This window comes from Agromyces mariniharenae (assembly GCF_008122505.1).
GTDB classification, from domain to species: domain Bacteria; phylum Actinomycetota; class Actinomycetes; order Actinomycetales; family Microbacteriaceae; genus Agromyces; species Agromyces mariniharenae.
Genome location: NZ_VSSB01000001.1, coordinates 563,156 through 582,545, shown reverse-complemented (window position 1 = coordinate 582,545; position 19,390 = coordinate 563,156). Strand labels below are relative to the sequence as shown.

The window sequence follows — 19,390 nt, the reverse complement described above, 5'->3', positions numbered from 1 at the left end:
TTGCGCGCGATCGCCGTCGGCGGTCGCCTGGGGTGCTCGAGCGCGCTCCGACGATACGGGGTCTGGGCGGGCGTGGACCTCCGGCTGCATCTCCATGTGCCACGGACCGCGTCTCGCCTCCAGCCCGACGCCGAGCTCGTTGCGACGAACAACGTCGGCGTGTGGCATCCGTCGGTGCTCGACCGAATGCGAGGCGCTCCGCCGCCGAGGTTCGCGTCGGATGACCCACCCCGCGTGCATTGGGCCGCCGATCGCTCCGAGCGCAATGCACTCGACTGGATCGTGTCGCCGCACACGGCCCTCGCCGACGCCGTGCGCTGCATGGACCCCGAGCATGCGAGCGCCGCGATCGATTCCGCGATCCACGAGCGGGTGGTCACGCGTCGAGACGTCGACGTGATCATCGCGTCCCTGCCCGCAACGGCCGCCCGACTGGTCGACGGATTCACCGGCCACACGGAGTCCGGACCTGAGAGCCTGTTCGTGCGACGCCTTGTCGCGCATGGCTTCCAGGTGCAGGCGCAGGTGCCGCTGGCCGGATTCGGACGGTACGACGGCGTGATCGACGGCTGCGTGCTCTTCGAGGTCGACGGCCGGGCGTTCCACTCCGGCTCGGGCGAGTTCTTCGCGGACCGGGACCGGACGCTCGTGGCGCAGGTGTTCGGGATCCCCGTCGTCCGGCCGAGTGCCCGACATGTGCTCGAGGACTGGCCGACCGTGCTCGAGGCGGTGACGCGCACGGTCGAGGACGCCAAGGTCGTGCGCCGGAGTCGCGGCCTCGATCCCGTCATCGGTTGAGCTCGATCCCTCTCGGAGCCTCGGGCGGGGCCCGGGACGGACTTCCGAGTGGACTCCTGGACGGAGCCTCGGGCGGGGCCCGCGACGTACTCCCGAACGGACTCCAGGACGGAGCCCGGGACGGACTCCAGGAAGGACTTCCGAATGGACTCCTGGACGGAGCCTCGGACGGAGCCCGGGACGGACTCCCGAACGGACTCTCGGACGGAGCCCGGGACGGACCCCCGAACGGACTCCTGGACGGAGCCTCGGATGCCCGAACGAACCGCACCTTGGGGCCGCCTCCGGCGCGGCCGTCGAGCACGAATACAGGAACTTCGACGTGATGTGCGGCGTGTCGGGCGGCGGCACGCCGCACCACCCCCACAACTTCCTGCATTCGGTCACGGATGCCGCGCGCCCGCGGCATCCGTCAGGCCGACGTCGACACGCCCCCGGACCCCCTGCCGCCGCGGCGCGGGACGTTCCGTCCGGCGCGTCCCGGACGCCGGACGGCCCGCCATCGACGGGTCGCCGAGGGAGCGATAGCGTCGGAGCATGCGGATCCTGCTGGTCGGTGCTGGTGGCGTGGGTGATGCGATCGCGAAGATCGCGGCTCGTCGGTCGTTCTTCGAGCTGCTCGTGGTGAGCGACTACGACGAGTCCCGGGCGCAGCGCACGGTCGACTGGATCCGGCGGCGGCACGGCGACGACGTCGCGGCGCGGTTCGCCACCGCACGGATCGACGCGTCCGATCCCGAGGTCGTGGCATCCGTCGCCCGTGAGCACCGCGCGACGCACGTGATGAACGCCGTGGAGCCGAAGTTCGTGCCGTCGATCTTCGCGGGCGCGCTGGCGGCGGAGGCCGACTACCTGGACATGGCGATGAGCCTGTCCGAGCCGCATCCGACCGACCCCTACCGCGAGACCGGCGTCAAGCTCGGCGACGACCAGTTCGCGCAGGCCGGCGACTGGGAACAGGCGGGTCGGCTCGCGCTCGTGGGCATGGGCGTCGAGCCCGGGCTCAGCGACGTGTTCGCCCGGTACGCGGCCGACCACCTGTTCGGCGAGATCGACGAGCTCGGCACGCGCGACGGCGCGAACCTGGTGGTGCGCGACGACGAGGGCAACGAGATCTTCGCCCCGTCGTTCTCGATCTGGACCACCATCGAGGAGTGCCTGAACCCCCCGGTGGTGTGGGAGGAGGAGCGCGGCTGGTTCACCACGCCGCCGTTCTCGGAGCCCGAGGTGTTCGAGTTCCCCGAGGGCATCGGCCCCGTCGAGTGCGTGAACGTGGAGCACGAGGAGGTGCTCCTGATGCCGCGGTGGGTGGACGCGAAGCGGGTCACGTTCAAGTACGGCCTGGGCGACGAGTTCATCAACGTGCTGAAGACCCTGCACCTGCTCGGGCTCGACTCCACGACACCCGTGCGGGTGCGCAGCGCGAACGGCCCCGTCGAGGTCGCTCCCCGCGACGTGGTCGCGGCGGCGCTGCCCGACCCGGCCACGATCGGGCCGCGGATGACCGGCAAGACCTGCGCCGGCCTGTGGGTCACCGGCATCGGGAAGGACGGAGCGCCGCGCGAGGTGTACCTGTACCACGTGTCCGACAACGAGTGGACGATGGCCGAGTACGACGCCCAGGGCGTCGTCTGGCAGACCGCCCTGAACCCGGTCATCGCCCTCGAGCTCCTCGCCGACGGCACCTGGTCGGGCAGTGGCGTGCTCGGCCCCGAGGCGTTCGACGCGCAGCCGTTCCTCGACCTGATGGCACGCAACGAGCTCGAGGGCGGCTACGGTCAGGCCTGGGGCATGCAGGACCGGCTCGCGTGATCGACTCGCCGGGGCTTCCGGCGTCGGTGATCGCCGACGCCGAGGCCACGGCGGATGCCGCGGACGCACGTGCCGGCCTGCGCACGCGTGCCGCCCGTCCCGACGAGATCGGCGGCGTGCTCGCCCGGTTCGAGTCCACCTGGGGCGTGGGACGCGGACCCGACCACGCGATGATCCAGGCGATCGAGCACGCGGGCGCCACCGTGCTGGTGGCCGTGCCCGACGACGCTGCGGCCACCGTTGCCGCCACCGACGACGCAGCCGCGCGCGACGACGCTGCCGCCCGCGACGACGCTGCCGCCCGCGACGACGCTGCCGCCCCCGACCTCCCGCTCGGCGCCGTCCTCGGCTTCCTCGGCTGGAACGACGGCCTCCACATCCACTCGCACATGAACGCGGTCGACCCAGCGGCGCGGGGGCGGGGCATCGGCCTCGCGCTGAAGCTCCGGCAGCGCGCGATCTGCCTCGCGCACGGCGTCGAGGAGGTGCGCTGGACCTATGATCCGCTGATCCGCCGCAACGCCCGCATGAACCTCGTGCGGCTCGGCGCCGAGGTGATCGCGTTCCTGCCCGACTTCTACGGCGAGCTCGACGACGAGATCACGGGCGCCGACCGCAGCGACCGGTTCGAGGTGCGCTGGCGCCTCGACTCGCCGCGCACGCGACGGGCGCTCGCCCGCGGCCCGGTGCCCGAGTGGCGGGCCGAGGGGCACCTCGCGCTCGTCGCCGACTACGAGCAGGTGCGCGTGGCGGATCCCGAGTCGTCGGCCCGCCTCCGCGAGGCGTCGCGCGACGTGTTCGCGGCGCTCGAGCGCGACCCGACCCTGCGCGTCGAGCTCGACGCCGCGGGCGACTACGTCCTCACCCACGACGACCCCGACCGGGAGGCCTGATGAACGCCGTGAACACCGTGCCGACCATCGAGCGCATCGAGCTGCACCGCATCGAGGTGCCACTCGTCCGCCCGTTCGAGACCTCCTTCGGACGCGAGACCGTCCGCGAGGTCCTGCTCGTGCGCGCGCTGACCGACGCGGGCGAGGGCTGGGGCGAGTGCGTGGCGGGGCGCGACCCGTTCTACTCGGGCGAATACGTCGACGGCGCGGCATCCGTCATCGAACGCTACCTCGGTCCGGCGCTCATCGCGGGGCACGGCCGTCACGTCGACGAGCACCGCAGGGCGACGGATGCCGCGGGCGGCCCCGCTGGTGAGGGACCGGGCTCGCGCGGGGCATCCGTGCCGCTCGCGGCATCCGTGGCGCCGTCGCTCGCGTTCGTCGCCGGCCACCGCATGGCGAAGGGCGCGCTCGAGGCGGCCGTGCTCGACGCGGAGCTGCGCGCGCAGGGCCGGTCGATGGGCGCGTTCTTCGGGGCCGAGCGGGAGTGGGTCGACTGCGGCGTCTCGGTCGGCATCGCGCCGACGCTCGAGGAGCTCATGGACGAGGTCATGGGCTACGTCGAGGAGGGCTACCGCCGCATCAAGCTCAAGATCAAGCCCGGCTGGGACCTCGTGCCGACGGGCGCGGTGCGCGAGGAGCTCGGGCCGAAGGGGCTGCTGCAGGTCGACGCGAACACCGCGTACACGGCCGACGACATCCCGCTGCTCGCGCAGCTCGACGCGTTCGACCTGCTGCTCATCGAGCAGCCGTTCGCCGAGGAGGACATCGCCGCCCACGTGCGCCTCGCCGAGGCGTGCGAGACGCCCGTCTGCCTCGACGAGTCGATCGTCGACACGACCACCGCCGTCGACGCGATCGACCGCGGGGCGACGTCCATCGTGAACATCAAGCCCGGTCGCATGGGCGGCTATCTCGAGGCGCTGCGCGTGCACGACGCGTGCCGCGCGCTCGACGTGCCCGTGTGGTGCGGCGGCATGCTCGAGACGGGGGTCGGCCGTGCCGCGAACGTGGCGCTGGCCGCGCTGCCCGGCTTCACGCTGCCCGGCGACACGTCGGCCTCGGCGCGCTACTTCGCCGAGGACCTCACCGAGCCGTTCGTGCTCGGCGACGGCGAGCACCGCGGGCAGCTCCGCGTGCCGGATGCCCCGGGCACGGGCGTCACCGTGCGCGAGGACCTCGTGCGTGACTGGGCGGCCGCCGCCCCGGTCTCGATCACGGGCTGACCGCGGCCGCGGCATCCGGGGCCCTAGGAGGAGACGAGCCCGAGCGCTCGCTCGCCGAGCGTCGTCGCCGACGCCGCGAGCCCGGGGTCGTCGTCGAGCGCGAACCACGTCGACGAGAGCGCGCACCACGCGACGAACCAGCGCGCCATCCGCTCCGGCGGGATCCCTGTGGTCGCGAGCACCACGGCGAACTGGCGCTCGAGCCGACCAGGTGCGAGGGCGCGCTCGTGCGACGGGTTCGTGAGCACGTTGCACGCGTCGAACGCGGCCTCGCCGAGCAGCCCCTTGGGGTCGATCGCCAACCAGCCGCGCTCGCCGAAGTCGAGCACGTTGCCGTGATGCAGGTCGCCGTGCAGCACGGTCTCGTCGCGCGGATCGTCGAGCAGTGCATGGGCGATGTCGGCGCCGCGACGGTGGAAGGCGCCGAAGTCGTCGGCGTACGCGAAGAGGTGGCGGAACCACGTCGGCAGGTCGATGAGCTCGGGCGGCGACGCCGATGCGAGCACGTCGGCCGTCGCCTCGTGGATGGGCTTCGCGACCTCGCAGATGATGCGCGTCGCCTCGTCGTCGCGTCCGGCTCGCACCATCCGGACGAGGTTCCGTCCGCCGGTCGCGCGCTCGACGAGCGTCGCCTCGCCCTCACGGCGCAGCACGCGAGCCACCCCGTGACCGTCGAGCGCCGCGAGCAGCTCCGAGCCTCGGGCCTCTTCCTCGGAGTGCGCGATCTTCAGCATGACCGGGTCGCCCGTCTCGGTGCGGGCGCGGATGAGCAGGCTCGACGCGGTCGTCCGCGGATCGCCCTCGGGTCGGAGCCGCCACCGGCGCAGCCACTCGACATCGGCCGCGTACCCGGGGTTCACCGGACCGAGATCGCTCACGACGTCACCCCCGCGGGGGCGGGGCGGGCGGGCCGGCGCATCAGCCGATCGTTCCGTCGGCGTTGCGGTACCGGGCCCACGGGTCGTAGTCGACCTCGAGCGGCTCCTGCTGGGGCCGCTCGCCCTCGGGCACGTGCTGCAGGTTCACCCGGATCCGATACCAGAGCGAGCTCGATCCGCGCATGCCGTCGACGAGCACGTCGGCCGGCTCCAGCTTCGCGACGACGTCGGGATGCCGCGACTTCCACCGTTCGAGCCCCTCGAGCGCCTCGGGCTTCGTCTTGGCCCGCGCGATCTCGATGAGCGGCATCGTGGACTGCCGCCGCCCCGATCCGTCGCCCGCCCGCGGTGGCTTCTCGGCCGGGCCGAGCTCCTCGGCGAGGGCCAGCAGCGCGTCGAGGCTACCGGCGGCGTCGTCGATGCCCGCGTGCGGGTCGCCGCGCTCGGCGAAGCGCGCGAGCACCGTCGGCACGGTGAACCGCTCGGGACGTGACCGCGGCACCTCGTCCCAGTCGAGCGGTGTCGAGACGCGGGCGTCGGGCAGCGGTCGCACCGAATAGGCGGATGCCACGGTGCGATCCTTCGCGTTCTGGTTGAAGTCGACGAACACGCTCTCGCCGCGCTCCTCCTTCCACCACCGTGCGGTGGCGAGGCCGGGCGCCCGCCGCTCCACCTCGCGGGCGAACGTCTCTGCGGCCAGCCGCACCTGTCGGTAGTCCCAGCGCGGCTCGATGCGCACGAGGATGTGCATGCCGCGCGAGCCCGACGTCTTCGGCCAGCCGACGAGGCCGACGTCCTCGAGCACGTCGCGGGCGAGCATCGCGACGTCGACGATCTGCGCCCAGTCGACGCCGGGCATCGGGTCGAGGTCGATGCGGAGCTCGTCGGGGTGGTCGAGGTCGGGTGCGCGCACCGGGTGCGGGTTGAGGTCGAGGCATCCGAGGTTCACGACCCAGGCGAGCGCCGCCGCATCGTTCACGACCACCTCCTCGGCGGAGTTGCCCGAGGCGTAGTGCAGCGTCGCGGTCTCGATCCAGTCGGGCCGCTTCTCGGGCGCGCGCTTCTGGAAGAACGCCTCCTGGTCGATGCCCTTCACGAATCGCTTCAGCACCATCGGCCGTCCGGCGACGCCCCGCACGGCCCCGTCGGCGACCGCGAGGTAGTAGCGCACGAGGTCGAGCTTGGTGAGGCCGGGCTCGGGGAACACGACCTTGCCGGGGCTGCTGACGCGGACCTCGCGACCGTCGATCTCGAGGAGCTCGGCGTCGTCCTTGGCTGGACTCACGCCTTCACCCTAGGCACGACCGCCGGGCACGAGGAACCCCCGCGCCCGGCGTGGCGCGCTCCCTCTGGCGGGTGACGACCCCGTCGCTAGGATCGGCACATGGCCGACGACGCGGTGAAGCAGGCACAGGAGGCGGCGGAGGCCGCAGCGGCAGCAGCCGAGGCGCTGCAGGCGCAGGCGCAGGAGGCGATCCGCAAGGCCGAGGAGGCGGCGGCGCTCGCGCAGGCGGCGCTCGACGCGCAGCAGGCGGCCGCGGATGCCGCGGCGACGGCCCAGGCGACGGCGACGGATGCCGCACCCGCCGCATCGACCCCCGTCGCACCCGCCGCATCGACCCCCGCCGCACCGCCCGCCCCCGCGGCATCCGGCCCGCTCGACGCCGAGCAGGTCGCCGCGATCCGCGACGGCTACGCGTTCGACGGCGCCGCGCTCGAGATGGGCGCGCTCGTCAACGGCGACCCCCTGCCCGACGTGCCGGTTCGCATCCCGCTCGCGATGACGAATCGACATGGCCTCGTCGCCGGCGCGACCGGCACGGGCAAGACCCGCACGCTGCAGGTGCTCGCCGAGCAGCTCGCCGCGAACGGCGTCGCGGTGTTCGCCGCCGACATCAAGGGCGACCTCTCGGGCATCGCGACGCCCGGCGAGGGGAACGAGAAGCTGCTGAAGCGCACCGAGGGCATCGGGCAGGTGTGGTCCGCGGCATCCTTCCCCGTTGAGTTCTTCTCCCTCGGCGGCATCGGCACGGGCGTGCCGATCCGCGCCACGGTCGCGGGATTCGGCCCGCTGCTGCTCAGCAAGGTGCTGGGCCTCAACGACACGCAGGAGTCGAGCCTCGGGCTCGTCTTCCACTACGCCGAGAACAACGGCCTCGCGCTCCTCGACCTCGAGGACCTCCGCGCCGTGCTGCAGTACCTCACGAGCGACGAGGGGAAGGCCGAGCTCGAGGGGCTGGGCGGGCTGTCGAAGGCGACCGTGGGCGTGATCCTGCGCGAGCTCGTCGCGTTCGCCGAGGCCGGTGCCGACGTGTTCTTCGGCGAGCCCGAGATCGACACGGCGGAGTTCCTGCGCGTGGCATCCGACGGACGCGGCATGGTGAGCCTGCTCGAGGTGCCCGGCGTCGCCGACCGGCCGGCCCTGTACTCGACGTTCCTCATGTGGCTGCTCGCCGACCTCTTCAACGACCTGCCCGAGGTCGGCGACCTCGACAAGCCCAAGCTCGTGTTCTTCTTCGACGAGGCGCACCTGCTGTTCAACGACGCGTCGAAGGACTTCCTGGCGCAGGTCGTGCAGACCGTCCGGCTCATCCGCTCGAAGGGCGTCGGCGTCTTCTTCGTCACGCAGACCCCGAAGGACGTGCCCGCCGACGTGCTCGCGCAGCTCGGCTCGCGCGTGCAGCACCAGCTGCGGGCGTTCACGCCCGACGACGCCAAGGCGCTGCGGGCCACCGTCTCGACCTACCCGAAGTCGGGATACGACCTCGAGGAGGTGCTCACGACCCTCGGCACCGGCGAGGCGATCGTCACCGTCATGAACGAGAAGGGTGCGCCGAGCCCCGTCGCGTGGACACGCCTGCGTGCGCCCCAGGCGCTCATGTCCCCGACGCCCGAGGCCGCGATCGACGCCGCGATCGCCGCCTCGCCGCTCACCCCGAAGTACGGCACCGCCGTCGACCGCGAGTCGGCGCACGAGCTCCTGACCGCGAAGATGAACGCCGCCGCGGCCGCCGCGCAGGCCGCCGAGGATGCCGCGGCGAAGGCCGAGGCCGACGCCGAGTTCGCGAAGCAGCAGGCCGCCGTCGAGAAGCAGCGCGCCAAGGAGGAGAAGGCCGCGCAGGCCGAGTACGACCGCCTCATGAAGCGCACGTCGGGCACCTCGCGGTCGAGCTCGTCGCGCTCGCGGGCGGCCGACAAGTCGGTCCTCGAACAGGTCCTCGGCTCCAAGGCCACGCGCGACGTGCTCACGAGCGTCGTCGAGGGCATCTTCGGCACCCGGCGGCGCCGGTGACGGGCGAGCGCCCGGATGCCGCGGTCGGCGAGCCGCGCGCCGCGGACACGGCCCCGGCGCAGCCGTTCATCCGTCCCTACCGTCGCGAGGACCGCGACGCGGTGTTCGAGATCTGCCTGCGCACGGCCGCGGGCGGCGGCGACGCGACCGGCGTGTACTCCGACGACGCGCTGATGCCCGAGGTGTTCGCGCTGCCGTACGTCGAGTACGCGCCCGACCTCGCGTTCGTCGTCGACGACGGGAAGGGGCGTGCGCTCGGCTACATCCTCGGCGTGGCCGACACCCGGGCGTTCGTGGAGTGGTGGACGCGGGAGTGGGGCCCGGCGTTCCGCACGCGGCATCCGCACGCAGGACCTCCGACCGGCCGGAACCCGGGCTACACCGAGGAGCAGCTGCTCGCGGCGGGCGCCGACCCGAACCGGATGCTCATCCCCGAGGTCGACGCGTACCCGGCGCACCTGCACATCGACCTGCTGCCCGACCTGCAGGGACAGGGCTTCGGGCGACGGCTCATCGACACGCTGCGGGCCGCACTCGCCGAGCAGGGGGTCGCGGCCGTGCACCTCGGCATGGACCCGGCGAACACCGCCGCGCGGGCGTTCTACGACCGGCTCGGGTTCCACGAGCTTCCGTCGAGCCGGCCCGACGCGCCGCTGCTGGGCATCGCGACGAGCTGACGCGGTCAGCGGCTGAGCGACCGGCGCTCGAACCAGTAGAGCAGCTCGGGGTCCGTCTGGCGCAGCTCGGCCAGCGTCACCGGTTCGGGGCGCACCGTCTCCTCGGTGCCGAGGATGCGCGCGACGCGATCCATGGTCGCCGTGTTCCAGAACCGACCGCGCATGCGGAAGACGCCGCGGCCGTTGCGGCTCACGACGAAGAGCTCCTGCGAGGTGTCGAGGCTGTTCGAGCGGTACAGCTGCACGCGCAGCACGCCGGCGATGTCGCGGGCGGCCACGGTGTACGTACCGCCGAAGAACCCGCGCTCCACGATGCCGTAGGTGCTGAGCGATGCCTGCGTCCGCTGGTAGGCGATCCACGCGGCGATGATGAGTGCCGCGATGATCGCGGCGGTCCATGCGACGACGGGCCAGGCGCCGCTCGGATCGAGCAACCAGAGCTCGGCGGCCAGCAGCGGAAGCACCAGGGCCACGAAGGGGAGGCCGATGCTCCACCCGAGAGTGCGACGCGGCCTCAGGGTGAACACCCTGAGGCCGTCGCCCCTTACTGTCGACGGCCCGGCGGAGGAGCCCCCTGCGTCCCCACTCCTCGTGTCCATCGGTGCCGTTGACATCTCTCACATCATCGAACGAGGGACGTCGCACCGCTATTCGGCATTAATGAGGACACGGCCGGGATCGGGATGCGGACGGGTCACGGATGCCGCGGGCCGCATCGGTCCCGGTCGGCACTCGCGGAGGCCGGGAATCGGGGTTCGCGAGGGGTTGGTACTGCTGGCGGAGGATGGGGGATTCGAACCCCGGAGATGACTGCTGCGCGTCACCCGGTTCGTACTGCTGGCGGAGGATGGGGGATTCGAACCCCGGAGATGACTGCTGCGCGTCACCCGGTTCGTACTGCTGGCGGAGGATGGGGGATTCGAACCCCGGAGATGACTGCTGCGCGTCACCCGGTTCGTACTGCTGGCGGAGGATGGGGGATTCGAACCCCGGAGATGACTGCTGCGCGTCACCCGGTTCGTACTGCTGGCGGAGGATGGGGGATTCGAACCCCGGAGATGACTGCTGCGCGTCACCCGGTTCGTACTGCTGGCGGAGGATGGGGGATTCGAACCCCCGAGGGCTTTCACCCAACACGCTTTCCAAGCGTGCGCCATAGGCCACTAGGCGAATCCTCCTGGGACTCCTCACGCACCCGCCAGAGCCCGGTTACCCTTGCTGCGTCTCCGCCCTGGGGGGGTTGGCCTGGATGGCGCCACGTGAGGAGCCTGAGTCAGTCTACCCGAGCCGGAGGGGCTCGATGAACGGCGGCCGCCCGCGGCATCCGCTCGACGAGTGATGCAGGAGGAATCGCGTCGCCGACGGCGTGTCGCGGCCCGACGCGCCGCGGCGGCGACCGAAGTTCCTGCATTCGCGATCGGGAGCCGATGCCGTCGCGCTGGCTCGCGCTGGGATTCCACCCGGAAGACCCGGCGCCCGCGGCATCCGTCGCCCTAGGCTGGAGCCCGTGGCGCACCGCATCTACATCTGCTCGGCCGAGGGCAACACGGGCAAGTCCACCGTCGCGCTCGGCGTGCTCGACACCCTCGCCCGGCGGGCGACCCGCGTCGGCGTGTTCCGGCCGATCGCCCGCACGACCGAGGAGCGGGACTACGTGCTGGAGCTGCTGCTCGCGCACGACGGCGTCGTGCCGCTCGAGTACGAGGACGCCGTCGGCGTCACCTACGACGACGTGCACGCCGATCCCGACCAGGCGCTCGCCACGATCGTGCGGCGGTTCAAGGCCGTCGAGGAGCGCTGCGACGCGGTCGTGATCATCGGCTCCGACTACACGGATGTCGGGAGCCCGACCGAGCTGGGCTTCAACGCGCGCATCGCCGCCAACCTCGGCGCCCCCGTGCTGCTCGTGCTCGGCGGTCGCGTCGGCCAGGGCCGCGCGCCGTCGGAGCGCCTCGGCCATGCGGACTCCCGCACGGCCGACGAGCTCGCCCAGCTGACCGAGCTCGCCATCGAGGAGCTCGCCCGCGAACACGCGAGCATCCTCGGCATCGTGGTGAACCGCGCCGACCCCGACCGGCTCGCCGAGATCGTCGAGCAGGTGGGCTCGGCGGCGCGCTGGGACATCGACGCGGTGACCGGACGGCAGGCGCTCGCCAAGGAGTCCATCGCGGTGTGGGCGATCCCCGAGGACCCGTTCCTCGTGGCGCCGTCGATGCGCGCGATCATGCGCGCCGTCGAGGGCGAGCTGTACGCGGGCGATCCCGACCTGCTCGAGCGCGAGGCGCTCGGCGTGGTGATCGCCGCGATGTCGATGGACCACGCGCTCGAACGCCTCATCGAGGGCTCGGTCGTGGTCGTGCCGGCCGACCGCAGCGAGGTGCTGCTCGGGGTGCTCACGGCGCACGCGTCCGCGACCTTCCCATCGATCGCGGGCATCGTGCTGAACGGCGGCTTCCCGCTGTCCGACGCGGTGGAGCGGCTCATCGAGGGCCTGAAGGCCGGGCTGCCGATCATCCGCACCGAGCTCGACACGTACCACACGGCGCTCGCCATCACGCAGACCCGCGGACGGCTGGCCGCCGATTCGCAGCGCAAGCGCGACACCGCCCTGGCGCTCTTCGAGAAGCACGTCGACGAGCAGGCGCTCCTCGACCTGCTCGACGTGGCCCGGCCCGAGGTCGTGACGCCGCTCATGTTCGAGTACGGGCTGCTCGAGCGGGCCCGCCGCGAGCGCAAGCACATCGTGCTGCCCGAGGGCTACGACGATCGCATCCTGCGCGCCGCGGCGACGCTGCTCGCGCGCGACGTCGCCGACCTCACGATCCTCGGCGAGGAGATCGAGATCCGCTCGCGGGCCATCGGGCTCGGCCTCGACATCTCGCGCGCCACGGTGCTCTCGAACCACGACCACGTGCTCGTCTACCGGTTCGCCGACGAGTACCACCGGCGGCGCCAGCACAAGGGCGTGACGCTCGAGCAGGCGCGCGAGACCGTGCAGGACGTGTCGTACTTCGGCACCATGATGGTCGCGCTGGGGCTCGCCGACGGCATGGTCTCGGGTGCGGTGCACACGACGGCCCACACCATCCGGCCGGCGTTCGAGATCATCAAGACACGACCCGGCGTCGACGTCGTGTCGAGCGTGTTCCTCATGGCGCTCGCCGACCGCGTGCTCGTCTACGGCGACTGCGCCATCGTGCCCATGCCCACCGCCGAGCAGCTCGCCGACATCGCGATCTCGTCGGCTGCGACCGCCGCCCGGTTCGGCATCGAGCCGCGCGTCGCGATGCTGTCGTACTCGACCGGGGAGTCCGGCTCGGGCGAAGACGTCGAGAAGGTCCGCCGCGCGACCGAGCTCGTGCGCGAGCGCGCCCCCGAGCTCGCGGTCGAGGGTCCGATCCAGTACGACGCCGCCGCCGACGCAGCGGTCGCGCGCACGAAGCTCCCCGAGTCCGATGTCGCCGGCCGGGCGACCGTGTTCATCTTCCCCGACCTCAACACGGGCAACAACACGTACAAGGCGGTGCAGCGCTCGGCGGGCGCGGTGGCGATCGGGCCGGTGCTGCAGGGCCTCAACAAGCCGATCAACGACCTCTCCCGCGGCGCGCTCGTGCAGGACATCGTGAACACCGTGGCCATCACGGCGATCCAGGCGGCGGATGCCTCGTGAGCGTCGTCCTCGTCATCAACTCGGGCTCCTCGTCGCTGAAGTACCAGCTCATCGAGGCCGAGGGCGGCACGACGCTGGCCACCGGACTCATCGAGCGGATCGGCGACGCGAACGGCGGGCACGCGAAGCACCGCGACGAGACGACGGATGCCGCGGCGGGCACGTGGGAGGCCGACGTCGAGGTGCCCGACCACTCGGCCGCCTTCGACGTGATGCTCGACGCGTTCGCGGGCACCGGACCCTCGCTCGAGGTGAACGCGCCCGTGGCGGTGGGACACCGTGTCGTGCAGGGTGGCGCCCGCTTCTTCGAGCCGACCGTGATCACCGATCTCGTGAAGATCAACATCGACGAGCTCGCGCCGCTCGCGCCGCTGCACAACCCGGCGAACCTCGAGGGGATCGAGGCCGCGCAGCGCGCCTTCCCCGACGTGCCGCACGTCGCGGTGTTCGACACGGCGTTCCACCAGACGATGCCGCCCGCGGCATACACGTACGCCATCGACCGGGCGGTCGCGGCGAAGCACCGCGTGCGGCGGTACGGCTTCCACGGCACGTCGCACCGCTACGTGTCGCGCGCGGCGGCCGAGTACCTCGGCCGGCCGATCGAGGAGCTGCGCATGATCGTGCTGCACCTCGGCAACGGGGCATCGGCCTGCGCCGTCTCGGGTGGACGCTCGGTCGAGACGAGCATGGGCATGACCCCGCTCGAGGGGCTCGTCATGGGCACGCGGTCGGGCGACATCGACCCGGCGGTGCTGCCGTACCTGCAGCACCGCGCCGGCTTCGACGCGAACGGCATCGACGACCTGCTCAACAAGCGCAGCGGCATCCTCGGCCTCGGCGGCCACCGCGACATGCGCGACCTCGTCGCCGCGAGCCAGGACGGCGACGACGCGGCGACGCTCGCGCTCGAGGTGTACACGCACCGCATCCGGTCGTACGTCGGCGCGTACGCGGCCCAGCTCGGGCGCGTCGACGCGATCGTGTTCACCGCGGGCGTCGGCGAGAACGCGGCGCTCGTGCGCGAGTGGTCGCTCGGCGGGCTCGAGGGCTTCGGGGTGGAGGTCGACGTGGAGGCGAACCGCGAGCGGGGGAGCGGGGCGCGGCGCATCTCGACGGATGCCTCGCGGGTCGCGGTGCTCGTCGTGCCGACGAACGAGGAGCTCGAGATCGCGCGGCAGACGCTCGAGGTCGTGGAGGCCTGACCGGCGAATCCAGTTGTACAAGAAGTGTTGTGCAAGAACTCTTGCAGAGCTAGCATGAGCGCATGGCCGAACACGGAAGCTCCATCGACCTCCACGAAGCAGGTCCCATGCGGGCCCTCGCGCATCCGCTGCGACTGCGCATCCTCGGGCTGCTCCGCGTGGAGGGTCCGAAGTCGGTGGGCATGCTCGTCGAGTCGACGGGGGCGGCATCCGGGTCGGTGAGCTACCACCTGGCGACCCTCGCGAAGCACGGCTTCGTGGTGCCGGCGCCAGAGCTCGAGCGCGACGGCCGCGAGCGCTGGTGGCGCGCCGCCCATGAGATGACGAGCACGCGCAGCGAGGAGTTCCTCGACGATCCCGAGCGCCGCGAGGCCTCCGACGCCATGCGCCGCACCGTGCTCGACTCCTACCACCGCGAACTGCTCGAGGCGCTCGACGCCGAGATGACGCTCGAGCCCGAGTGGGTGGCGGTCTCCGACTCGTCCGACGGGGCGGCGCAGCTCACGCTCGAGGAGTTCCGCGAGCTCAGCGCCGAGCTCGCCGCCGTGCGCGAGAAGTGGTGGGCGAAGGGGCGCGAGCCGCGACCCGGCACGCGTTCGGTGCGCTGGATGACCCACACCTTCCCGAGGACCACGCGATGAGCGCCGCGACCGACGCCGCTACGACCGCCGCACCCGAAGCGATGACGCACGACGCGACGGATGCCCCGCGCCGGCGCCTCCCGATCCTCGCGCTCTTCGCTGCCCAGTTCTTCTCGCTCTCGGGCAACGCCATCGCGATGATCGCGGTGCCGATCATCGCGCTCACCGAGACCGGATCGCCGCTCGCGGCCGGCGTCGCCGGCGTGTTCGCGACCGTGCCGCTCGTCATCGGCGGCGCGCTCGGCGGGGTCCTCGTCGACCGCTTCGGATACCGGCTGTCGAGCATCGTCGCCGACGTCGCGAGCGGCCTCACGATCATCGCGATCCCGGTCCTCTGGGCCACGGTCGGCCTGCCGTTCGGCGTGCTGCTCGCGCTCGTATTCCTCGGGGGCCTGCTCGACCCGCCCGGCGACACCGCGAAGACCGTGCTCGTGCCCGACCTGGCCGCCCTGGCACGGATGCCGCTCGCCCGCGCCGCGGGCGCCCAGTCCACCGTCCAGCGCACCGCGACGATGGTCGGGGCGGGCACGGCGGGCGCGCTCGTCGCCCTCGCCGGGCCGGCGCCCGCGCTCATCGTCGACGCGATCGGGTTCGCGATCTCGGCGCTGCTCGTGCTGTGCTTCGTCCCGAGGCGCATCGCGAGGGCGGCGGCGACCGACGGATCGGCGACCGACGGATCCGCGACCGGCGGCGAGGGCTCTGAGGACGCGTCCGCGAAGGGCGGCTTCGTCGCCGGCATCCGCTTCATCGCGGTGCATCCGCTGCTGCGCGCCATCGTGCTGCTCGTCACGCTCACGAACGCGATCGACGCGGCGGGCATGACCGTGCTGAAGCCCGTGTACGCGACCCGCGTGCTCGACGACCCGGCCGTGCTCGGGTTCATGGTCGGATGCTTCGCGGCCGGTGCGCTGGCCGGCTCGGCGCTCTTCGGGCTCGTCGCGCACCGCTGGTCGGGGCGCCCGATGTTCGCCGTCTGCTTCGTGCTCGCCGGCACGCCGCCCTATCTCGCGATGGCGCTCGGCGCGCCGCTGCCCGTGCTCCTGCCGGTGCTCGCGGCATCCGGACTCGCGGCCGGCGCGCTGAACCCGATGATCGCCACCGCCATGTACGGCGAGGTGCCCGACGGCATGCGTGCACGGGTGTTCGGCGCGACGACGGCCGGCGTCGCGGCGTCGATGCCCCTCGGCGCCCTGCTCGGCGGCCTCTCGGTCGACGCGTTCGGCATCACCGCGACGGTCGCGGGCGCCGCGCTGCTCTACCTGGTGCTCGGCGGGAGCCCGCTCTTCCTGCGCTCGTTCTCGGGGCTGACCTCCGCTCGCGCGCACGGGAGCGCGGCTGCCGTCGAATCGGCGACCGATGCGCCCGAGGTCGCGGCCGAGGCATCCGCGGCGCAGCTCACGCCCGGCGGGTGAGGCAGCCGCCGCGACGGCGCGACCCGCCCAGGTTCGTCAGCCGACGAGCCGGGCGCAGTCGATGCAGAGCACGGCCGTGGGACGCGCGTCGAGCCGCCCGACCGTGATGCGCTTGCCGCAGCGCTGGCAGATGCCGTAGCTGCCGTCGGCGATGCGGGCGAGGGCGCGGTCGACCTCGGCCAGCTCGGCCCGCACGTCGGCGAGCACCGCGGTGCGCTGCGACCACTCCTGCGTCATGGTCGGACCCTCGGGGTCGTGCTCGTCGTCGGCCGTGGCGTCGGACCTGGCGGTGCGCACCTCGGCCATCGCGTCGTCGAACTCCGCGAGGCGCTCCTCGGCGTCGGCGCGCTCGGCCATGAGCCGTGCTTCGAACCGTGCGAGCTGCGCCGGGGTCATCGTCGTCGCCGTCATCTCGCCCCTTTCCGATGATCACCGCATGCTACGCCCTGCCACCCCCATCGGGCTGTCAACGCCCCGGACGCCGTGTCGGATGCGGCAACTACGATTGAGGCGTGGTCACCGCCCTCTATCGCCGCTACCGGCCCGAGACGTTCGCCGAGATGATCGGCCAGTCGCAGGTCACCGAGCCGCTCATGACCGCGCTCCGCACCGATCGGGTCAACCACGCCTACCTCTTCAGCGGCCCCCGCGGGTGCGGCAAGACCACCTCGGCCCGCATCCTCGCGCGCTGCCTCAACTGCGTCGAGGGCCCGACCGATGTCCCGTGCGGCATCTGCCCCAGCTGCGTCGAGCTCTCCCGTGGCGGCGGCGGCTCGCTCGACGTGGTCGAGATCGACGCGGCGAGCCACAACGGCGTCGACGACGCCCGCGACCTGCGCGAGCGCGCCGTGTTCGCGCCCGCGCGCGACCGCTACAAGATCTTCATCCTCGACGAGGCGCACATGGTGACGCCGCAGGGCTTCAACGCGCTGCTCAAGCTCGTCGAGGAGCCGCCCGAGCACGTGAAGTTCATCTTCGCCACGACCGAGCCCGACAAGGTGCTCGGCACCATCCGCTCGCGCACGCACCACTACCCGTTCCGGCTCGTGCCGCCCGGGCCGATGCTCGAGTACGTGCAGCAGCTCTGCACCGAAGAGGGCGTCGAGGTCGCGCCGGGCGTGCTGCCCCTCGTCGTGCGCGCGGGCGGCGGGTCGCCGCGAGACACGCTCTCGCTGCTCGACCAGCTCATCGCCGGCTCCGAGGGCACGACCATCGACTACGAGCGCGCGGTCGCGCTGCTCGGCTACACGCACGGCGCGCTGCTCGACGAGGTGGTCGACGCCATCGGCGCGAAGGACGCGGCGGGTGCCTTCGCCGCGGCCGACCGGGTCGTGCAGACCGGGCAGGACCCGCGCCGCTTCGTCGAAGACCTGCTCGAGCGGCTCCGCGACCTCATCGTGGTCGCCGCGTCGTCGCCCGAGGCGGCGAAGGCGGTGCTGCGCGGCGTGCCCGACGACGAGCTCGCCCGCATGGCCGCGCAGGCCACGGCCTTCGGTCCCGCCGAGCTCTCGCGCGTCGCCGACCTCGTGAACCAGACCCTCACCGAGATGACCGGCGCCACGTCGCCCCGGCTCCACCTCGAGCTCATGCTCGCCCGCGTGCTCGTCCCGTCGAGCGACGACACCGAGCGCGGGGCGCTGGCCCGCGTCGAGCGACTCGAGCGTCGCGTCGGGGTCACGGATGCCGCGACCGACGGCGCGGGCACGGTGCCCGAGCGGTCGGCGGCCGCGCCGTCGACGGCCGGTGCGCCGGCGGCGCCGAGTGCGGCTGCATCGCGGGCTTCGGCACCGCCTGCGGCGGCGGCACCTGCCGCGGCGAGCGAGCCGGGCGCTGGAGCGTCCGAGCCCGCGGCGCCGGCCGCTTCGGCGCCGCCCGCCCCCGCGGCGAAGCCGAAACCGGTCGGTCCGGTCACGCTCCAGCAGATGCGCGACGCCTGGCCCGAGGTCCTCGCCTCGCTCCAGCGAACCAAGCGCAGCGCGTGGATGGTCGCGTTCACGGCGCAGGTGCGCGAGTTCCGCGACGACGACGTGCTCGTGCTCGCGTTCCCGAGCGAACACGACGTCGCCGGCTTCCGCGGCGGCGCCCCCGGCCAGAGCGTCAGCGAGCTCCTGCGGGCGGCGATCGCCGAGGTGCTCGGCGTGACCGTGAAGTTCATCGCCAAGGTCGAGGGGCCCGGCCGCGGCGGTGCGGCAACCACGCCGCCCGGCGCAGGAGCTTCGGCGCCAGCCGGATCGGGCACGCCGCCAGTGGGGTCGGGCACGCCCCCTGCCGGGTCGCGCACGTCGCCCGTCGGATCCGACACCGCTCCGGCGGGGGAGTCCAGCACGTCGGCGTCGGGCGCACCCGGCGGTGGTGCCGCCTCCGCACCGTCGGCCCGCGGGGAGCGTCGACCGTCGTCGAGCGCCGCGAAGCCGGTATCCGGCCCGGCTGCGCCCGTGGACACCTGGGCCACGGTCGCCATCCCGGGCGGCGACGTCGCGACCGATGTCGCGTCCGCGCCCGAGAGCTCCGCGGTCCTGGCGGGTGGCCACGGCGGCACGGCGACCGCGGTCGCTGCACCCCCCGCGCCTGCGCCGGTGTCGGCACGTGCGTCCGCTCGGTCGTCCTCGCCGGTGTCCGCTCCGACGGCACCCATCGACGACGTTCCCGACGATGCCGACGCGCCGCCCGAAGACGAGGAGCCGCCGTTCGACCCGGGCCCGGCACCCGAGATCGTCGTCGAGGCATCCGCCCCGCCGTCGGCCGTGTCGCGCGGCGGATCCGGCTCGGCACCCGCCGACGGCATCCAGCGCTACGGCGAGGCCGTCGTGCGCGAGGTGCTCGGGGCGACGTTCCTCGAAGAGGTCGAGGCGCCGGGCCGCCCCGGCTTCGGGGAGCGCGGGTAGC

15 protein-coding genes, 1 tRNA gene and 1 other RNA gene are annotated in these 19,390 nt (G+C 72.8%); 11 read left to right on the top strand and 6 right to left on the bottom strand.

Going from position 1 to position 19,390, the window contains the following annotated elements:
- Positions 1–234: 234 nt before the first annotated feature.
- From FYC51_RS02670 to menC, 4 genes are all read left to right on the top strand, one after another.
- Positions 235–798: a hypothetical protein gene (locus tag FYC51_RS02670; RefSeq protein ID WP_148732133.1), complete on the top strand. Its 564-nt coding sequence runs from the start codon at positions 235–237 to the stop codon at positions 796–798.
- A 537-nt stretch (positions 799–1,335) separates the two neighbouring features.
- Positions 1,336–2,610 (top strand): saccharopine dehydrogenase family protein, encoded by a 1,275-nt coding sequence (locus FYC51_RS02665; RefSeq protein ID WP_148732132.1) that lies wholly within the window; start codon positions 1,336–1,338, stop codon positions 2,608–2,610.
- Positions 2,607–3,503, top strand: coding sequence for a hypothetical protein (locus FYC51_RS02660; RefSeq protein WP_148732131.1), 897 nt, complete (start codon positions 2,607–2,609; stop codon positions 3,501–3,503). The genes FYC51_RS02665 and FYC51_RS02660 overlap by 4 nt, the downstream gene beginning before the upstream one ends.
- Complete coding sequence (gene menC / locus FYC51_RS02655) at positions 3,503–4,729, top strand: o-succinylbenzoate synthase (protein WP_148732130.1); 1,227 nt, start codon at positions 3,503–3,505, stop codon at positions 4,727–4,729. The genes FYC51_RS02660 and menC overlap by 1 nt, the downstream gene beginning before the upstream one ends.
- A 23-nt stretch (positions 4,730–4,752) precedes the next feature.
- Here menC and FYC51_RS02650 read toward each other — a convergent pair whose 3' ends face one another.
- Positions 4,753–5,607 carry an aminoglycoside phosphotransferase family protein gene (locus FYC51_RS02650; protein WP_238476179.1) on the bottom strand — a complete coding sequence of 285 codons (855 nt, stop codon included), beginning with the start codon at positions 5,605–5,607 and terminating at the stop codon, positions 4,753–4,755.
- A gap of 40 nt (positions 5,608–5,647) precedes the next feature.
- Positions 5,648–6,892 carry a non-homologous end-joining DNA ligase gene (gene ligD, locus FYC51_RS02645; RefSeq protein ID WP_148732129.1) on the bottom strand — a complete coding sequence of 415 codons (1,245 nt, stop codon included), beginning with the start codon at positions 6,890–6,892 and terminating at the stop codon, positions 5,648–5,650.
- A gap of 99 nt (positions 6,893–6,991) precedes the next feature.
- Here ligD and FYC51_RS02640 point away from each other — a divergent pair, with 99 nt between their 5' ends.
- Positions 6,992–8,899 (top strand): helicase HerA-like domain-containing protein, encoded by a 1,908-nt coding sequence (locus FYC51_RS02640; RefSeq protein WP_148732128.1) that lies wholly within the window; start codon positions 6,992–6,994, stop codon positions 8,897–8,899.
- Positions 8,896–9,576, top strand: coding sequence for a GNAT family N-acetyltransferase (locus tag FYC51_RS02635; RefSeq protein ID WP_148732127.1), 681 nt, complete (start codon positions 8,896–8,898; stop codon positions 9,574–9,576). The genes FYC51_RS02640 and FYC51_RS02635 overlap by 4 nt, the downstream gene beginning before the upstream one ends.
- Positions 9,577–9,581: 5 nt before the next feature.
- Here FYC51_RS02635 and FYC51_RS02630 read toward each other — a convergent pair whose 3' ends face one another.
- The 3 genes from FYC51_RS02630 to ffs form a co-directional block, all read right to left on the bottom strand.
- Complete coding sequence (locus FYC51_RS02630; protein WP_148732126.1) at positions 9,582–10,049, bottom strand: hypothetical protein; 468 nt, start codon at positions 10,047–10,049, stop codon at positions 9,582–9,584.
- Between the two features lie 617 nt (positions 10,050–10,666).
- Positions 10,667–10,754 (bottom strand) — tRNA-Ser (locus FYC51_RS02625).
- Positions 10,752–10,848, bottom strand: an RNA gene (gene ffs / locus FYC51_RS02620) — signal recognition particle sRNA small type. Before ffs ends, FYC51_RS02625 begins: the two co-directional genes overlap by 3 nt.
- A gap of 235 nt (positions 10,849–11,083) precedes the next feature.
- Here ffs and pta point away from each other — a divergent pair.
- The 4 genes from pta to FYC51_RS02600 all read left to right on the top strand — a co-directional run bounded on the left by pta (position 11,084) and on the right by FYC51_RS02600 (position 16,504).
- Positions 11,084–13,246 carry a phosphate acetyltransferase gene (gene pta, locus FYC51_RS02615; protein ID WP_148732125.1) on the top strand — a complete coding sequence of 721 codons (2,163 nt, stop codon included), beginning with the start codon at positions 11,084–11,086 and terminating at the stop codon, positions 13,244–13,246.
- Positions 13,243–14,451: an acetate/propionate family kinase gene (locus FYC51_RS02610; protein WP_148732124.1), complete on the top strand. Its 1,209-nt coding sequence runs from the start codon at positions 13,243–13,245 to the stop codon at positions 14,449–14,451. Before pta ends, FYC51_RS02610 begins: the two co-directional genes overlap by 4 nt.
- Positions 14,452–14,513: 62 nt before the next feature.
- Complete coding sequence (locus FYC51_RS02605; protein ID WP_148732123.1) at positions 14,514–15,092, top strand: ArsR/SmtB family transcription factor; 579 nt, start codon at positions 14,514–14,516, stop codon at positions 15,090–15,092.
- Positions 15,089–16,504 carry an MFS transporter gene (locus FYC51_RS02600; RefSeq protein WP_148732122.1) on the top strand — a complete coding sequence of 472 codons (1,416 nt, stop codon included), beginning with the start codon at positions 15,089–15,091 and terminating at the stop codon, positions 16,502–16,504. The genes FYC51_RS02605 and FYC51_RS02600 overlap by 4 nt, the downstream gene beginning before the upstream one ends.
- Before the next feature lie 36 nt (positions 16,505–16,540).
- Here the strand turns inward: FYC51_RS02600 and FYC51_RS02595 are convergent, their stop codons facing one another.
- Entirely contained in the window at positions 16,541–16,915 is a 375-nt protein-coding gene (locus FYC51_RS02595) for a TraR/DksA family transcriptional regulator (protein ID WP_148732121.1), read from the bottom strand.
- Positions 16,916–17,016: 101 nt separating this feature from the next.
- Here FYC51_RS02595 and FYC51_RS02590 point away from each other — a divergent pair, with 101 nt between their 5' ends.
- Positions 17,017–19,389, top strand: coding sequence for a DNA polymerase III subunit gamma and tau (locus FYC51_RS02590; protein WP_148732120.1), 2,373 nt, complete (start codon positions 17,017–17,019; stop codon positions 19,387–19,389).
- The last annotated feature ends 1 nt before the right edge of the window (position 19,390 follow it).